Source organism: Staphylococcus coagulans (genome assembly GCF_022557135.1).
GTDB classification, from domain to species: Bacteria; Bacillota; Bacilli; order Staphylococcales; family Staphylococcaceae; genus Staphylococcus; species Staphylococcus coagulans.
The window spans coordinates 1812531-1827654 of sequence record NZ_CP092966.1 but is presented as its reverse complement, the minus strand read 5'-3'; the positions used below and the strand labels follow the sequence as shown (position 1 = coordinate 1827654).

General features: G+C 35.2%; 14 protein-coding genes and 1 riboswitch. Of the genes, 9 read left to right on the top strand and 5 right to left on the bottom strand.

What is annotated here, in order from left to right:
- On the top strand, nucleotides 1-1242 hold the full coding sequence (gene purD, locus KM149_RS08695) for a phosphoribosylamine--glycine ligase (protein ID WP_241415308.1): 1242 nt from the start codon (nucleotides 1-3) through the stop codon (nucleotides 1240-1242).
- 524 nt (nucleotides 1243-1766) lie between these two features.
- Here purD and KM149_RS08690 read toward each other — a convergent pair.
- From KM149_RS08690 to graF, 4 genes are all read right to left on the bottom strand, one after another.
- The gene (locus KM149_RS08690) at nucleotides 1767-2558 is read right to left on the bottom strand and encodes an energy-coupling factor transporter transmembrane component T family protein (RefSeq protein ID WP_050345824.1); all 792 of its coding nucleotides are present in this window, start codon (nucleotides 2556-2558) and stop codon (nucleotides 1767-1769) included.
- Nucleotides 2555-3961, bottom strand: coding sequence for an ABC transporter ATP-binding protein (locus KM149_RS08685; RefSeq protein WP_165545680.1), 1407 nt, complete (start codon nucleotides 3959-3961; stop codon nucleotides 2555-2557). The genes KM149_RS08690 and KM149_RS08685 overlap by 4 nt, the downstream gene beginning before the upstream one ends.
- Nucleotides 3962-3973: 12 nt before the next feature.
- Entirely contained in the window at nucleotides 3974-4549 is a 576-nt protein-coding gene (locus tag KM149_RS08680; protein WP_016424744.1) for an ECF transporter S component, read from the bottom strand.
- 133 nt (nucleotides 4550-4682) lie between these two features.
- Nucleotides 4683-4782, bottom strand: a riboswitch (TPP riboswitch).
- Nucleotides 4783-4998: 216 nt separating this feature from the next.
- Nucleotides 4999-5130 carry a glycopeptide resistance-associated protein GraF gene (graF, locus tag KM149_RS08675; protein WP_016424745.1) on the bottom strand — a complete coding sequence of 44 codons (132 nt, stop codon included), beginning with the start codon at nucleotides 5128-5130 and terminating at the stop codon, nucleotides 4999-5001.
- Nucleotides 5131-5628: 498 nt separating this feature from the next.
- Between graF and auxA the strand changes: the two genes are divergently transcribed.
- The 5 genes from auxA (at nucleotide 5629) to ptsP (ending at nucleotide 11186) form a co-directional block, all read left to right on the top strand.
- Nucleotides 5629-6960, top strand: a complete 1332-nt coding sequence (gene auxA, locus KM149_RS08670; protein ID WP_165545679.1) for a lipoteichoic acid stability factor AuxA — start codon at nucleotides 5629-5631, stop codon at nucleotides 6958-6960.
- Nucleotides 6961-7273: 313 nt separating this feature from the next.
- Nucleotides 7274-8443: a class I SAM-dependent rRNA methyltransferase gene (locus tag KM149_RS08665; RefSeq protein WP_241415307.1), complete on the top strand. Its 1170-nt coding sequence runs from the start codon at nucleotides 7274-7276 to the stop codon at nucleotides 8441-8443.
- 58 nt (nucleotides 8444-8501) lie between these two features.
- Nucleotides 8502-9032 carry a DUF697 domain-containing protein gene (locus tag KM149_RS08660; RefSeq protein ID WP_103356430.1) on the top strand — a complete coding sequence of 177 codons (531 nt, stop codon included), beginning with the start codon at nucleotides 8502-8504 and terminating at the stop codon, nucleotides 9030-9032.
- 166 nt (nucleotides 9033-9198) lie between these two features.
- A complete protein-coding gene (locus tag KM149_RS08655) occupies nucleotides 9199-9465 on the top strand; it encodes a phosphocarrier protein HPr (RefSeq protein ID WP_241415306.1) in 267 nt (88 codons plus the stop codon).
- The gene (ptsP, locus tag KM149_RS08650) at nucleotides 9465-11186 is read left to right on the top strand and encodes a phosphoenolpyruvate--protein phosphotransferase (protein ID WP_165545676.1); all 1722 of its coding nucleotides are present in this window, start codon (nucleotides 9465-9467) and stop codon (nucleotides 11184-11186) included. Before KM149_RS08655 ends, ptsP begins: the two co-directional genes overlap by 1 nt.
- A 125-nt stretch (nucleotides 11187-11311) precedes the next feature.
- Here ptsP and KM149_RS08645 read toward each other — a convergent pair whose 3' ends face one another.
- Nucleotides 11312-11548: a glutaredoxin family protein gene (locus KM149_RS08645; RefSeq protein ID WP_241415305.1), complete on the bottom strand. Its 237-nt coding sequence runs from the start codon at nucleotides 11546-11548 to the stop codon at nucleotides 11312-11314.
- 204 nt (nucleotides 11549-11752) lie between these two features.
- On the opposite strand from KM149_RS08645, the gene KM149_RS08640 reads away from it, so the two are divergent.
- The 3 genes from KM149_RS08640 to KM149_RS08630 all read left to right on the top strand — a co-directional run bounded on the left by KM149_RS08640 (nucleotide 11753) and on the right by KM149_RS08630 (nucleotide 15115).
- Nucleotides 11753-13099: a cytochrome ubiquinol oxidase subunit I gene (locus tag KM149_RS08640; RefSeq protein WP_241415304.1), complete on the top strand. Its 1347-nt coding sequence runs from the start codon at nucleotides 11753-11755 to the stop codon at nucleotides 13097-13099.
- Complete coding sequence (locus tag KM149_RS08635; protein WP_165545675.1) at nucleotides 13099-14127, top strand: cytochrome d ubiquinol oxidase subunit II; 1029 nt, start codon at nucleotides 13099-13101, stop codon at nucleotides 14125-14127. The genes KM149_RS08640 and KM149_RS08635 overlap by 1 nt, the downstream gene beginning before the upstream one ends.
- A 328-nt stretch (nucleotides 14128-14455) precedes the next feature.
- Nucleotides 14456-15115 (top strand): potassium channel family protein, encoded by a 660-nt coding sequence (locus KM149_RS08630; protein WP_050331361.1) that lies wholly within the window; start codon nucleotides 14456-14458, stop codon nucleotides 15113-15115.
- Nucleotides 15116-15124 lie beyond the last annotated feature (9 nt).

Genomic DNA, 15124 nt, shown 5'->3' with positions numbered 1-15124 from the left:
ATGCATGTATTGGTCGTTGGTGGTGGCGGTCGTGAACACGCACTTGCACACAAATTAAATCAATCTCAGCTCGTTTCGAAAGTTTTTGCAATTCCAGGAAATGTTGCAATGAATCATGTAGCCGAAGTGCATTCAGAAATTGCTGAAACGGAACACGATCGTATTGTTGAATTTGCAAAAGATCATCAAGTAGAGTGGGTAATCATTGGACCAGAGCAACCTTTAACTGGGGGATTAGCTGACTTATTAAGAGCGGAAAAAATCAAAGTATTTGGCCCTAATCAAGATGCTGCACAAATCGAAGGATCAAAATCTTTTGCTAAGCGTCTTATGGAAAAATATGATATCCCAACAGCAGATTATCGTGAAATTAATGATAAAGAGGAAGCTTTGGCTTACATTGAAACATGTGAATTGCCAGTGGTCTTGAAAAAAGATGGTTTAGCAGCTGGTAAAGGCGTAATTATTGCAGAAACGCGTGAGCAAGCGCAAGAAGCAGTTGATATTTTATATCCTGAAAAAGAAAGCAAAGTGGTTTTTGAACAGTTTTTAGAAGGTGAAGAGTTTTCACTCATGACATTTGTTAATGGTGACTATGCCGTACCTTTTGATACGATTGCGCAAGATCATAAACGTGCTTTCGATCAAGATCAAGGTCCTAATACAGGCGGAATGGGTGCTTATTGCCCAGTTCCACATATCAGTGACCAAGTTTTAAAAGAAGCTAATGAAAAGATTGCTCAGCCTATTGCAAAAGCGATGCAGGCAGAAGGTTATGACTTCTTTGGTCTATTATATATTGGCGCGATTTTAACGAAAGAAGGTCCTAAAGTCATAGAATTTAATGCACGCTTTGGTGATCCCGAAGCACAAGTTTTATTAACACGCTTAGAAAGTGACCTTATGGCACATATCATTGCGTTAGATGAAAAGCAACCTATTGAAATGAAATGGAAAGAAAATGCTGTAGTCGGCGTGATGCTTGCTTCAAAAGGGTACCCAGGTGACTATGATAAAGGTTTAGCTGTTGCAGGGTTTGAAAATGATTTAGACCATTATTTTGTAAGTGGATTAAAATATGAAAATAATCAATATGTGACTTCTGGTGGCCGTGTGATTTTAGCAATCGGTGAAGGCACAACAATTGAATCAGCTCAGGCGCAAGCGTATCAACGTGTAGCTCAAATAGAAAGTGATGCCTTATTTTATCGAAATGATATTGCAAATAAAGCATTGTCATAATTGATAAACTTTACATGAAGAAACGTCATCACTTCAATGATAGAAATTGAAACAGAAATACAACCTCCTCAATTACGTCGTTCGTCAATCGAGGAGGTTGTATTTTCTTATATTAGAAGAAAGGGTATCTATGTGTGATTGAGTATAGCGTCTCATATTGTAGCTCATCCAAAAAAGAGGTTAAGCCATGTTATGCGGCTTAACCTCTTTTTTGCGTAACTATCCGATTCGACAGAGCGCAAAAAAATACTCATATAAAAAAGTGGCATAAGCAGACGATATTGCGCGTAAGCTTTATAACAAACTTTCGTCAATATACGTCTACTCTGCCAAAGGTAAGGCATTGTATGGGAATATGCCTTACATCATCGATGGTTCGTCACTTTATCGCAGTGTTTTTTATGATTAAAGTGACGTGCCGATTTCCTTTGCAGATGGAATTATAAACGGGATTAAAAGGAAATCTGTACGATGCCTTTTCATATCATCGAGATCATGAAAACGCAACAGATGCGTGACTCGTGTTAGCGCGCATCTGTAATTCCAGTTAATGGCATTGTACCTGCTAATATGAAAGACAGCATTACAATACCTAATGTAACGATGATTAAAATGATATCTCTATAGCTGAACGGCACATGATAGTAATATGTGCGGGGCCCATCTTTAAAGCCTTTTTTCTCCATTGCTACCGAAAGGCGATGTGCTTTTCGGATATTTTGACTTAATAAAGGAATGAGTAAATGTTTCAATCGTTTAAAGCCTGAATAATTTTGATTATCGATCATTTGGTAGCGCATCTTTAATGAATTTCTTAATTGGAATAAAGCATCAATCATTAAAGGAATCATACGAAACGCAGCCATAAATGCATATGCAACTTTAGGTTTGACTTTTAGATGTTGCATAAAACTATAAAAAATCATAATGACTTGCGAAGTGAATGCTATAGACAAGCCAAAATAACTGATTGTCATTGTTCGAAAAGAGAGGTGAAGACCTCTGACTAAACTTTCAGTACTTATTTTAACGAAACCAAACGAAAATAAGACGTGCTTCCCATGTCCATAAAAAATCATAAAAAGAGATGAGGTCAGCGCAAAAAATGTCGCAATAAGCGCAAAGGTTAAAACAACTTTCCATTTAGTTCCACTAACAAGCCACATAAATATAAACATAATTGTGGCGAGGTAAATCATAAAATCAAAATTATGAATAAAAATGATGAAAAAGAATAATGCGATGCCTAAAAATAACTTCGTTACAATGTTTACTTGATCCATAAACGTATTGCGTATTTTCCATGATTCTATCATTCACTCACCACCTCGACTTCATGTAATTGATTGTCTCTAACTTCTAAACGTCTTGATGGATAACGTTGAATAATATGTGGGTCATGGGTTACCATTAAAATCGTTTGTCCTTGAGCGACACGTTTTTGAAACAATTCAATAAGTTTAAATGTATTGTGACTATCCAAACCAAATGTAGGCTCATCTAAGAGAATGATATCTGCTTCAGTACTTAAAGCTGTTGCCACGCTTAAACGTCTTTTCTGTCCCATTGAGAGTTCAAAAGGATGTTGCTGTGAGACATGCTCTAAATCAAGAAGTGCGAGCATCTCAGACGTACGAGATTTGGCATTTTTAGAATCCATATGGTGGTAATTAATATAGATTTCATCGTATACACTATTTTGAATAAATTGTAGCTCCGGATTTTGATAAACCAGATACATGTGTTGCGCAGCATCTTTAATTTTAGTGAGTTTTTGGCCATTGAAAGTCATCTTGCCTTTATAACGAATCAACTGCATGATTGATTCTAATAGCGTCGTTTTGCCTGTTCCATTTTTCCCAGTTAAAGTTATCCACTCTCCAGAACGAATGGACAAGTCTTCTACTTCATATAAAGTTTGACGATTTCTTTGGACAGCCCCTTGATGAAACGCCAATTCAAATAATGATGTCTCCTCAGAAAAGGATGCTTTTTGCGGTTCAGGTGCATGCGACCATGCTTTAGGGTGCCATACGCCAAATTCAGTGAGTAGAGATTCATAATTTTTCATAATATCGCTTGGCGTACCCTGTTGAATGATTTCACCTTGATGATTCATTAAAATGACACGATCAACATAGTCCCAAATATGTGCCACTTTATGTTCAACAATTAATACCGTTTGGTCTTGCCATAGCGTTTTCAACAAGGTCCATAAATTTTCAGTAGCTTCTGTATCAAGCATTGCTGTGGGCTCATCTAAAAATAAAGTATCTGCACGTTGTAATAAAGTGCCAGCAATGGCTAACTTCTGTTTCATCCCACCGCTAAGATGATGGATCAATTGTTTAGGATTAATATCAAGGCCCACCTGTTTTAAAGCCCATTGAATTTGTGCATCCATTTCATGACGGGGGACTTGCTGATTTTCTAAAATGAAAGCAAGCTCCTCATTCACTTGTGGCATGCAAAATTGTGAATCAGGATCTTGGAAAATAACGCCTGAATGCTCAGCAATTTCTAATTCATCATATTTCATAGGTAAATCAATTAAGTTCGGTACGATACCACTTAAAACATTGAGTAAAGTACTTTTACCTGAACCTGAAGGACCAAGTAAAAGTACTTTTTCTTTATCTTTTATTTCAATATCGATACCATCAAAAATTTTATAGGGTGCGCTCGGATATTTTAAGCGTAGATTTTTAATTTTTAGCACAATAAAGCCACCTTACAATGTATCGTAATCATCTTTTGATGCAGGTCGAAATAGTTTAGTGACACCAGTCTGATCCAGGGCTTTGACTAAAATATAAGGGAATACACCCGCTAAGACTGCACCACTGATAACACGGAATGAAATGAGTAAAATAAGATTCCAAGTGGCAACTTCATTTAAGTAACCATAATACCAGTCAATCGGTAAACTAATGATTGCTGCTGCCATCCCCGCAAGTACAGCTACCATTAATGCACGAGATTTATATCTGAAAATAGCAAATACAATCTCACAAGCAAGACCTTGTAGCAACGCATAAATAATAGTAGGAATATCAAAACGTCCCATGAGAATCGTTTCCCCAGCACCTGCAGCAAATTCAGCTAAAAGCGCAATCCCCATTTTTGGAATGATAAGATATGCGACAACAGCGGCACTAAACCACATACCATACATAAGTTGATCTAAATGTAACCCTAAAGGTTGAACTGTATTATTCACAATCCACCATAAATTATAAATCACTGCAAAAATGACTGAAACCAATACAGTGACTAGAATATCTGATAATGTTAAGCCTTTCTTCATTTGTATACCTCCCAAAATTAAAAAAATACGCATATCTCTTACACTAGAGACAGACGTATGCTGTGATAATTTATATGGGATACAAGTCATCTTAATTGAAGCATGCGCTTTTCTCCTAAAACAAGGCGTATCCATTATAAATGAAACACTTTCCTACGCTAGTATCATCTAGTTCAGGTTCAAAGGGTTCGAGGCTTATCCTCATCTCAGCTTTCACACCCCTAGTGCGTGCGTATTTAATTGTTAATGTCAATGTACACCTAGCCCATTCAAAAGTCAACACTCTTCAACATTCTTTTTAATGGCGAGGTGGCCGACAATTTCAATATTATGCTTTGAATGATATACCTAATTAGATGTTATATATAAAAGAAGGGATTAGAACATGTTAACGTCCTATCCCTTGTTAAACTTCTATAAATGCACAGCTTTCAAATAAAAAGGTCGCATTATTCAAAAGTTTTTTGAATATCGTCTTTTGTTTTTTCAGCGCCTTCTTTAGCATCTTCTTTTTTATCTTTTAATTCTTGCTCTTTATCTTTTGCTTGTTCAGCAGCTTTTTTAATATCTTTTTCAGACATTTAAAACGCCTCCCTTTCGTTTAAAGCTATAATAATACATAACCCATATTGAAAAACTCTAAACATGATTGTTTCAAACAAGATTTTAAAGGATGTATATCAATGCTGTTTTGGCTGCGATGAGGGGGAGATGAGACATCCAAGGGGTTTGATATTTTAAACTTATGTATCAAAAAGTGCTTTTCGTTTCAAATCATTTGAGTCGTATTGATGAAGCGGTGCTAAAATTTGATCGATATACGAAGGTTAGTTTGTCATTTTAAGCATGAGTGAAATGGTTAAGATAGTGGCTATCTTTTGGTATACTAAACCAATCAAGTATTTTATTTAAGTTTTTAATTGTATATACGTTGATGCATGCTGTACGCAATTGTGGGGAAATCAAGTTAAAATTTTGATGCTACTTAAGTATTGAAAATTCTCATTCTAAAGACTGAATTTGATTAATTTTACAGACAGGTATTCATAGTTCGTATATAATAACTTTGAGGTGAGAGGATGTCTTTGTTTAACAAATACACCGAGGTCATTTATAGCTATATTATCGGTGCACTGTCAATTTTATTAAGTGTGATTATTTTTATAAATATTCCACTCATTCATGAGTTAAAGGATGGTAAGCACCATATTTCTAAGATTGATAATTTATGGGACTTCATTATGGCCTTTTTCAATGAAATTATTCGTGTGATGAGTAAGTATATTGGTGATATCCCGCTAGCAAGTGGCATTGTCATTCTACTTTTTGGTATTTTAATGCTTTTCATAGGTAGAACACTCACGAATACGACACGATTTGATTACGACATATCTATTTTATTTTTACTCATCGGAATCATATTCTTCGTATTAACACTCATTTTTATGTCACAAGTGTATGGATGGATTGCGTTTGTTTTCATCATTCCATTTTTAATTCATATTGGTTATATTGCCTATAAAGATGAGCTGAATCCATTACATCGTAAAGAGCATTATTTATGGATTATTTTTAGTTATGGCATTTGTTATATCATTACACAATTGGCACTTTATACAAGAATTGAAAGTCGTCAAATAGCACCGATTGATGTTTTAAGCATCAATACATTTTTCGTCTTATTATGGTTGATTGGACAAATGGCAATATGGAATTTCTTATTTCTTCGTCGTTCACTACCTGTATCGCAAGAAGAAATAACAGGTGAAGAAAATCCATATTCTAGAAGTAAGAAGTATCAATTTGCGAACCCCTCTAAAATTCATTTCAAGGACTTCCAAGATCGTACAGTTGAATTTACTCATGATATTTCGCATCGTACACGTAGAAGTATTGATATCGAACGCTTACGTGCTAAGCGTGAAACGATTGTAGAAAAATGGTTTAAATGGGCGAGATTGGAAGAAGATGATATCCCTACGTTTCTAAAAAAACGTCCAAAATGGTTAAATAAAGGCTACGTAACAATTGCTTGTGGTGTGATTCTGTTGTTCTTTATTTTATTAGAATTTAACAACCGCAATGCCTTATTTTTATCTGGGGATTGGCAACTTTCACAAACACAATATGTATACGAGTGGATTAGTCTATTTCTTCTTTTAATTGTTGCCATTTTATTTATTTTAACGTCTGTAACGCGAATGTTAAGAGGTAAATATTATTATTTACAATTATTTATGATTAGTATTTTATTTTTTAAATTATTTACAGAGTATATCGTAATTGTCGTACACGGATTGTTATTATCCATTTTCATCACGCCAATTCTAATTTTAATGTTAGTTCCGACGATTATTGCTTTCGTCTTACAATTGAGACAACCAGGTCCTGTACCAAGAAAATCGCAATAAATGAATACAAGCTTGAAGAGACTGGGACATCAATCCCAAAATCAATAGCGCTGAGATGATTTTGCTAGAAAATTGTCTTAGCGCTTTCTTTTTATGATAAAACTTCGTATGATATGCCTGTGTTTCGGTGTGAGGAAAAAGTATTAATACTTAAAAAAAAGAAATCATATGACCTAGTGATATTAAATCAAAAACAAAGCAAACATTTTCATTTTCATCTTGGAAAGTCCACACGACTACTATGATAACAATGTTACTCCTATATTTTTCGTGTTAAGATGGTGGTAATGATAAGAAGGGAAAGGCTGATTATATGAAAACCGCAGTACTAAATAAAGGAAAAGAAGATAAATATCTTAATCAATACCCTTTGATAGAAGAAGAGGACATCTATCGCCAAGATCGACTAGAAGAAGGAGATTTATTTCAATTATTAACATCTAAAAATACTTTTATCGGAGTGGGATACGTTGGACGACAACATAAAGGGTTAGGTTGGATATTATCATATCAAAAAGATGATGAAATTAATCAAGCTTTTTTTGAACAGTTATTTGAACAAGCTCTAGAAACACGACAATACTACTATCAAATTGAAGGAACCAATGCTTTTCGTTTATTCAATGGAGAAGGTGACGGATTAGGTGGTTTAACTATTGATTCTTATGATGGTCACTTATTGATTCAATGGTATTCGAAAGGGATTTATCAATTTCGTGATTCTATTCTCGAGGCTATCAAACAGGTCTTTCCGTTTCGTTCAATTTTTGAAAAAACAAGATTTAAACATCAATCTATTAAAGGCGGATGGGTTGAAGGGGAAAAACCAGAATTTCCAATTGTGATTGAGGAAAATTTCACGTTTTACAATGTGCACCTCGATGATGGCCCGATGACAGGTATATTTTTAGATCAAAAAGAAGCAAGAAAAAAATTAAGAGACTATTATTCAGAAGATAGAAAAGTTTTAAATCTATTTAGTTATACAGGTGCGTTTTCTGTAATTTCTGCAACAGGCGGTGCAAAAACAACAAGTGTAGACTTAGCAAATCGTTCGCGCCCCATGACTGAAGAAAATTTTGGACTCAATGGTATCGATCCGAAATCACAAAATATTTTTGTGATGGATACATTTGATTTTTATAAATATGCAGAAAGACATGGTCTGACATTTGATACAATCGTGATTGATCCACCAAGCTTTGCCCGCAATAAAAAGAAAACTTTTTCTGTTACTAAAAATTACCCGCAATTGATTGAAGGGGCTTTAACACTATTAAATGCGAAGGGTAGTCTTATTTTAAGTACAAATCACAGTGCTTATTCATTAAAAGCGTTTAAAAATATGGTTAAAAAAACGTTAGATCATGAAGGGATTGCTTATCAAATTGATGAGGTGATGGGCTTGCCTAAAGATTTCAAGACACATCCACATTTTAAACCGTCGAAATATCTTAAATTGATTTTTGTGACACTTCAGTAATAATTGCAGTTGAAACGGGGTATAAGAAGGTGATAACGCTTTGAAAGGTGGAGTTGAAATGGGTATTTCCAATAAAATTAGCGAAACATTAGGAAATAAAGTATTAAATATTGAAAACATAAAACGAAAAAATGCATTACCGGTTACCACTTCAGAAATAAATGAAAGACGTCAACGTGCTGAAAACCTTGTGAAGAAAAAAGCTTTTCTTTCATCGAGTGCAACCATCGTTCCAATACCTGGATTCGATTTTGGGGTCGATATGAAATTAATGCGTGACATTATAGAAGATGTCAATAAAATTTATGGTTTAGATCACAAACAAGTGAATAAAATGAGCGACGATATGAAAAATCGTGTCTTGATGGCTGCAGGCATTCAAGGCAGTCAATTCATAGGAAAGAAAGTATCAAGCGGTATTTTAAAAGTAGTTGTGAGAGATGTCGCAAAACGTGCAGCAGCTAAACAAACACGTTGGTTTCCTCTTGTAGGACAAGCGGTATCGGCATCAATTAGTTATTACTTTATGAATAAAGTAGGGAAAGATCACATTCAAAAATGTGAAAACGTTGTTAAGGCATTGTTATAAATTATAAAATTCAGTGACGTTTTTTTGAACCAATCCTGTGAAAAACAAGGGATGAAAGCATTTTCGAATTGAATTTAAATATAGAATTTGGTAATGTTAAGCTATGTAGCAAAGTTAGTAATAATTTAAGCTAGTAAATCTAGAAATTGAAGGAGTAAGATGTAAGATGGAACAACAATCATATGTAATTATTGACGAAACAGGTATTCATGCACGTCCTGCAACAATGCTTGTTCAAACAGCTTCTAAATTTGACTCAGATATTCAATTAGAGTACAACGCTAAAAAAGTCAACTTAAAATCAATCATGGGTGTTATGAGCTTAGGTGTTGGAAAAGACGCAGAAATTACTGTTTATGCTGATGGTAGTGATGAAAAAGAAGCAATCAGCGCGATTACTGAAGTCTTATCAAAAGAAGGGTTAACAAAATAATGTCAAATATAATTAAGGGAATTGCAGCTTCAGACGGTGTTGCTATTGCCAAAGCGTATTTGCTCGTTGAACCTGATTTGAGTTTTAGTCAAGAGACAACAGATCAGCCTGAACAAGAAATCCACAAATTCAACGTTGCGTTGAAAAATTCTAAAATAGAGTTAACAAAAATTCGCAACAATGCGGAAGAACAATTGGGTGCTGACAAAGCGGCCATTTTTGATGCGCATTTATTAGTGCTCGATGATCCAGAATTGATTAATCCTATTGAAGAAAAAATAAAGAATGACAAAGCAAGCGCACCACATGCGTTAACTGAAGTGTCACAAAACTTTATTACAATTTTTGAATCAATGGATAATGAATACATGAAAGAACGTGCTGCAGATATACGTGATGTGTCCAAACGTGTTTTAGCACATCTACTTGGTGTTGAATTACCTAATCCAAGTATTATTGATGAAAGCGTCGTCATTGTGGGCCATGACTTGACACCATCAGATACAGCACAATTAAATAAACAATATGTTCAAGGATTCGTTACAAATATTGGTGGCCGTACTTCACACTCAGCGATTATGAGTCGTTCATTAGAGATTCCAGCTGTTGTAGGGACAAAATCAATTACTGAATCTGTAGAACAAGGTGATATGGTGATTATTGATGGTTTAACTGGAGATGTCATCATTGATCCTACGGAAGATGAATTAAAAGCGTATCAACACAAGCGTGAATCATTCTTTGCTGATCGTGAAGCACTTAAACAATTACGTGATGAACCATCAAAAACAAAAGATGGTCAACATGTCGAACTTGCTGCAAACATTGGAACACCTAATGATTTGCCAGGTGTAAAAGATAATGGTGCAGAAGGTATCGGCTTATATCGTACAGAATTTTTATATATGGGTCGCGATACGATGCCTTCAGAAGATGAGCAATTTGAAGCTTATAAAAAAGTTTTACAAGAAATGAATGGTAAACGTGTGGTTGTCCGTACGTTAGATATCGGTGGAGATAAAGAATTGCCATATCTTAACTTGCCTAAGGAAATGAATCCATTCCTTGGTTATCGTGCAATTCGTCTATGTTTAGATCAACCTGAAATTTTCCGTCCGCAGTTAAGAGCGTTATTACGCGCTTCAACTTATGGGAAATTGAACATTATGTTCCCAATGGTTGCTACTATAAAAGAATTCCGTGATGCAAAAGCGCTTCTTCTTGAAGAAAAAGAAAACTTAAAACAAGAGGGCGTTGAAGTTAGCGATGATATTGAATTAGGTATTATGGTGGAAATTCCATCTACAGCAGCTTTAGCTGATGTTTTTGCTAAAGAAGTTGACTTCTTTAGTATTGGAACAAATGACTTAATTCAATATACGATGGCAGCTGACCGTATGTCAGAACGTGTATCATATCTTTACCAACCTTATAACCCATCAATCTTACGCTTAGTTAAGCAAGTGATTGAAGCATCTCATAAAGAAGGTAAATGGACAGGTATGTGTGGTGAGATGGCTGGAGATGAAACAGCTATACCACTATTAATTGGTTTAGGGCTCGATGAATTTTCAATGAGCGCGACATCCATTTTAAAAGCACGCCGACAAATTAAAAATTTAAGTCAAACCGAGATGACACAATTAGCAGACCGCGCAATTAATTGTGCTACTGTTGATGAAGTTGTAGATTTAGTCAAATCAAAAACAAGTCAGGCTTAGTTCACTTTACTGTAAAACAAAACAGGAGCTTGCACCTCAAAGTGCAGACTCCTGTTTTGTTTTACACAAATTAACGATAACGCTTTACAATATGGCGTCTGTTACATACGAGATGATTCCCACTATTATGAAGTAGGAATCCCCAATTTTTGATTTAATCGATCTAAATCGACTTGGAGCATAGGGACCTGATCAATCAAAATAAAGGGTGTAGAAAATGCGTCCCAGTCGATCATTTCATTTCGATATTGTGCATGTGCAATGTTGCGCTCTTCAAAATTAACGTGATTTTCGTTGAGATAATTTTTAACAAATGCACAAGGTGGGCAGTCATTTTGTGTATAGATAATTACTTCAGCCATGATTGAGCCAACTTTCTTTTCAATATGTTCTTCATCATAAGTTAAAAATGGTCAAAAAGCAAATTTATAGTTTGATTAAAAATGACAAATTTAAGTCTTGTCAATAAATTGTCACGTATTAGATGAACAAAAAGATATTAAAACAATGAAAGATGGGCTTATAATAAAAATCACTTTACTTTTAAAACTAAGGAGGGACTCAAAATGGATGCAGTGGATATTAGCCGGTTTTTGACAGGAATGACACTTGCAGTCCACATTATTTTTGCAACAATAGGCGTCGGTATGCCACTTTTCTTTGCAATTGCTGAATTTATCGGTATTAAAAAGAAAAGTGATCAACATATAGCATTAGCCCAACGGTGGTCGAAAGGTTACACAATTACTGTGGCCGTTGGTGTAGTAACAGGTACAATTATTGGTTTACAGTTATCATTACTATGGCCTACATTTATGCGAATTGGTGGGCATGTCATCGCATTACCTTTATTTATGGAAACTTTTGCCTTTTTCTTTGAAGCCATTTTTCTAAGTATTTATTTATATACTTGGAATCGTTTTAAAAATCAATGGATACATTTTTTAATTAGTATCCCGGTTATTATTGGTGGTATGTTTTCAGCTTTATTTATTACGTCAGTGAACTCTTTTATGAATACACCAGCAGGAATGGTATTTAAAGATGGAAGAATGGTCAATGTTGATCCAATAGAAGCAATGTTTAATGCTTCTTTCTTTGTTCGTTCATTCCATGTTGTTACAACTGCGGTAATGACAATGGCCTTTATTTTAGCAAGTATTGCAGCATTTAAATTACTTAAAAATAAAGTAGAAAAAGATCGCCAATATCATCAAGCAGCACTCAAAATGACGATGATCGCAGGTTTGCTTTTTACGATGCTATCCATGTTAGCAGGCGATTTATCAGCTAAGTTTTTACACCATGAACAACCAGAAAAACTTGCTGCATATGAATGGCACTTTGATACCGAATCCAATGCGGATTTAGTTTTATTTGGTGTGTTAGATGAGTCTACTCAGGAAGTAAAAGGTGCAATCCATATTCCTGGCGCCTTAAGTTTTCTATCCGATAGTCACTTTGATACGAAAGTGAAAGGATTAAACGATTTTCCAAAAGATGAGTTACCACCTTTGATTGTGCATTACTTCTTTGATCTTATGGTGACGTTTGGTATTTTTTGTTTCGTTGTTTCATTCGCATACGTCATTGCGATGTGGGTGAAAAAATTAAATCCACATCATAAGGTGATTCTGTGTGCGACTTTATTGACAGGGCCTGCAGCCATGTTAGCGATTGAATTCGGCTGGTTTTTAACAGAACTCGGTCGACAACCTTGGATAGTCAGAGGATTCTTAAAAGTTCAAGATGCTGCAACAGATGCAAATGGTCTTGTTTTTGTGACTATGCTTTTTGCAATACTCTATTTCGTGCTCTTGTTCTCTGCAACATACGTATTAGTAAGAATGTTTAAAAATAAAGCGGCATACGAAGATGTTGAACGTATCGCAAGAAGTAGAGGTGATTTTTGATGAGTTATGAAATCATTGGTATCACTGTTTTGTGGTTGTTTTTATTCGGCTATATCATTGTAGCATCTATCGATTTCGGTGCTGGTTTCTTTTCACTTCATGCGAAACTTTTTGGACAATCTCATTATATTAATCGTCTGATACAACGCTATCTTAACCCAGTATGGGAAGTTACCAATGTATTCTTTGTCTTTTTCTTTGTCGGCATTGTTGGTTTCTTTCCAGATACAGCTTACTATTATGGCACGGTTTTACTTATACCGGGTTCCATTGCATTGATTCTACTAGCTGCAAGAGGCGCGTTTTATGCATTTGAAAACTACGGTCAAGATAGTAAGTTGTCTTGGTTAATGATATATGGTGTTTCAGGATTATTAATCCCTGCAGCACTATCGACAGCATTAACAATTTCAGAAGGTGGATTCCTTAAGAAGACAGCTTCAGGAAGTATCGATCTCAACTGGACAGAGTTGTTGTTAAGTCCATACGGTTGGGCGGTTGTTTTATTAGCTATCGTTTCAGTGCTATATATATCATCAGGATTTTTAACATTCTATGCGCGTCGTGCTCAAGATTGGAAAGCCTATGCACTGTTACGTAAGTGGTTTCTCATGTGGGGGGCTCCTATGATTTTGATGTCGTTATTTGTATTTTTATCGTTAAGAATGCAAAATAAAGCACACTTTAATGCAGCGGTTTTTGATTACGGCTGGTTATTCATAATCAGTTTCGTATCATTTTTAATTGCTGGGGTGCTCACATACTTCAAAAAGGCGCACGGTATTGCATTCTTATTTGTAATGCTACAAATGGGAACAGCATTTTTCGGTTACGGTCTCAGCAAATTGCCGTATATTCTTTACCCTTATATTCATATAGATGATGCGGTAACGAATGATAGTATGGCACTTGTATTGACTATCGCTTTTATATGCGGTCTGTTGCTTTTAATTCCTTCACTTTACTTTATTTTGAAGTTATTTGTTTTTGATAAAGACTATGTGAGAGGTAATAAAAAAGGCTATTAACGCATTCAAAATAAAAATATGTGATTGTTGATTTTAATCAGTTCATTCATGCATAACACATGAATTTGTAGTAATATAAGGTTATCATTAATTGATGTGCGTATACTATGAGACAATAAAGTATGATTGATGCATGTAAGTCATTAAAGTGGCTCTTTGAAGAAAATGTTGTTTTGGGCATTGTCGCGAGTACCAAAGGGCTATTGAAAATATTTTTAATAGGAGTGAAATGAAAGTCTAAAAGATGTTTTAGATTTTGTTTCACTCCTTTTCCCACGTATGCATTCCGCACATATTTTAGCGTAAAATCAACTTCAGGAGGCCTGTAATGGATAAAGAATATGTAGTCATTGGACTAGGGCGTTTTGGTGGCAGTATTGTTAGAGAATTAAATGCGTTAGACATGGATGTTATGGCGATAGATAAAGACGAAAACCGTGTAGATGAATATAGTGATATTGCAACACATGCTGTCGTGGCAGATACGACGGATGAGGCGGTAATGAAAAGTTTAGGGATTCGTAATTTTGACCATGTCATTGTCGCAATCGGTGAAAACATTCAAGCAAGTACACTGACAACACTTATATTAAAAGAGTTAGGTGTCAAAAAAGTAACAGCAAAGGCACAAAATGATTATCATGCTAAAATTTTGAATAAAATAGGTGCCGATACAGTCGTACACCCTGAAAGAGATATGGGGCGTCGTATTGCACACAATGTTGCAAGTGCGACAGTGTTAGACTACTTAGAACTGTCAGATGAACACTCTATTGTTGAAATTAAGGTAAGTGAAACAATGGCGGGCCAAACATTAATTGAGCTCGACGTGCGTGCTAAATTTGGTATCAATATTATAGCGATAAAGCGTGGAAAAGAGATTATTGTAGCACCAGATCCAGACATTGCATTAGAATTTGATGATATTTTAATCATTATTGGCCATGATAATGACTTAACGCGATTTGAGAAAAAAATGGCACATTAGTCTTAAAAT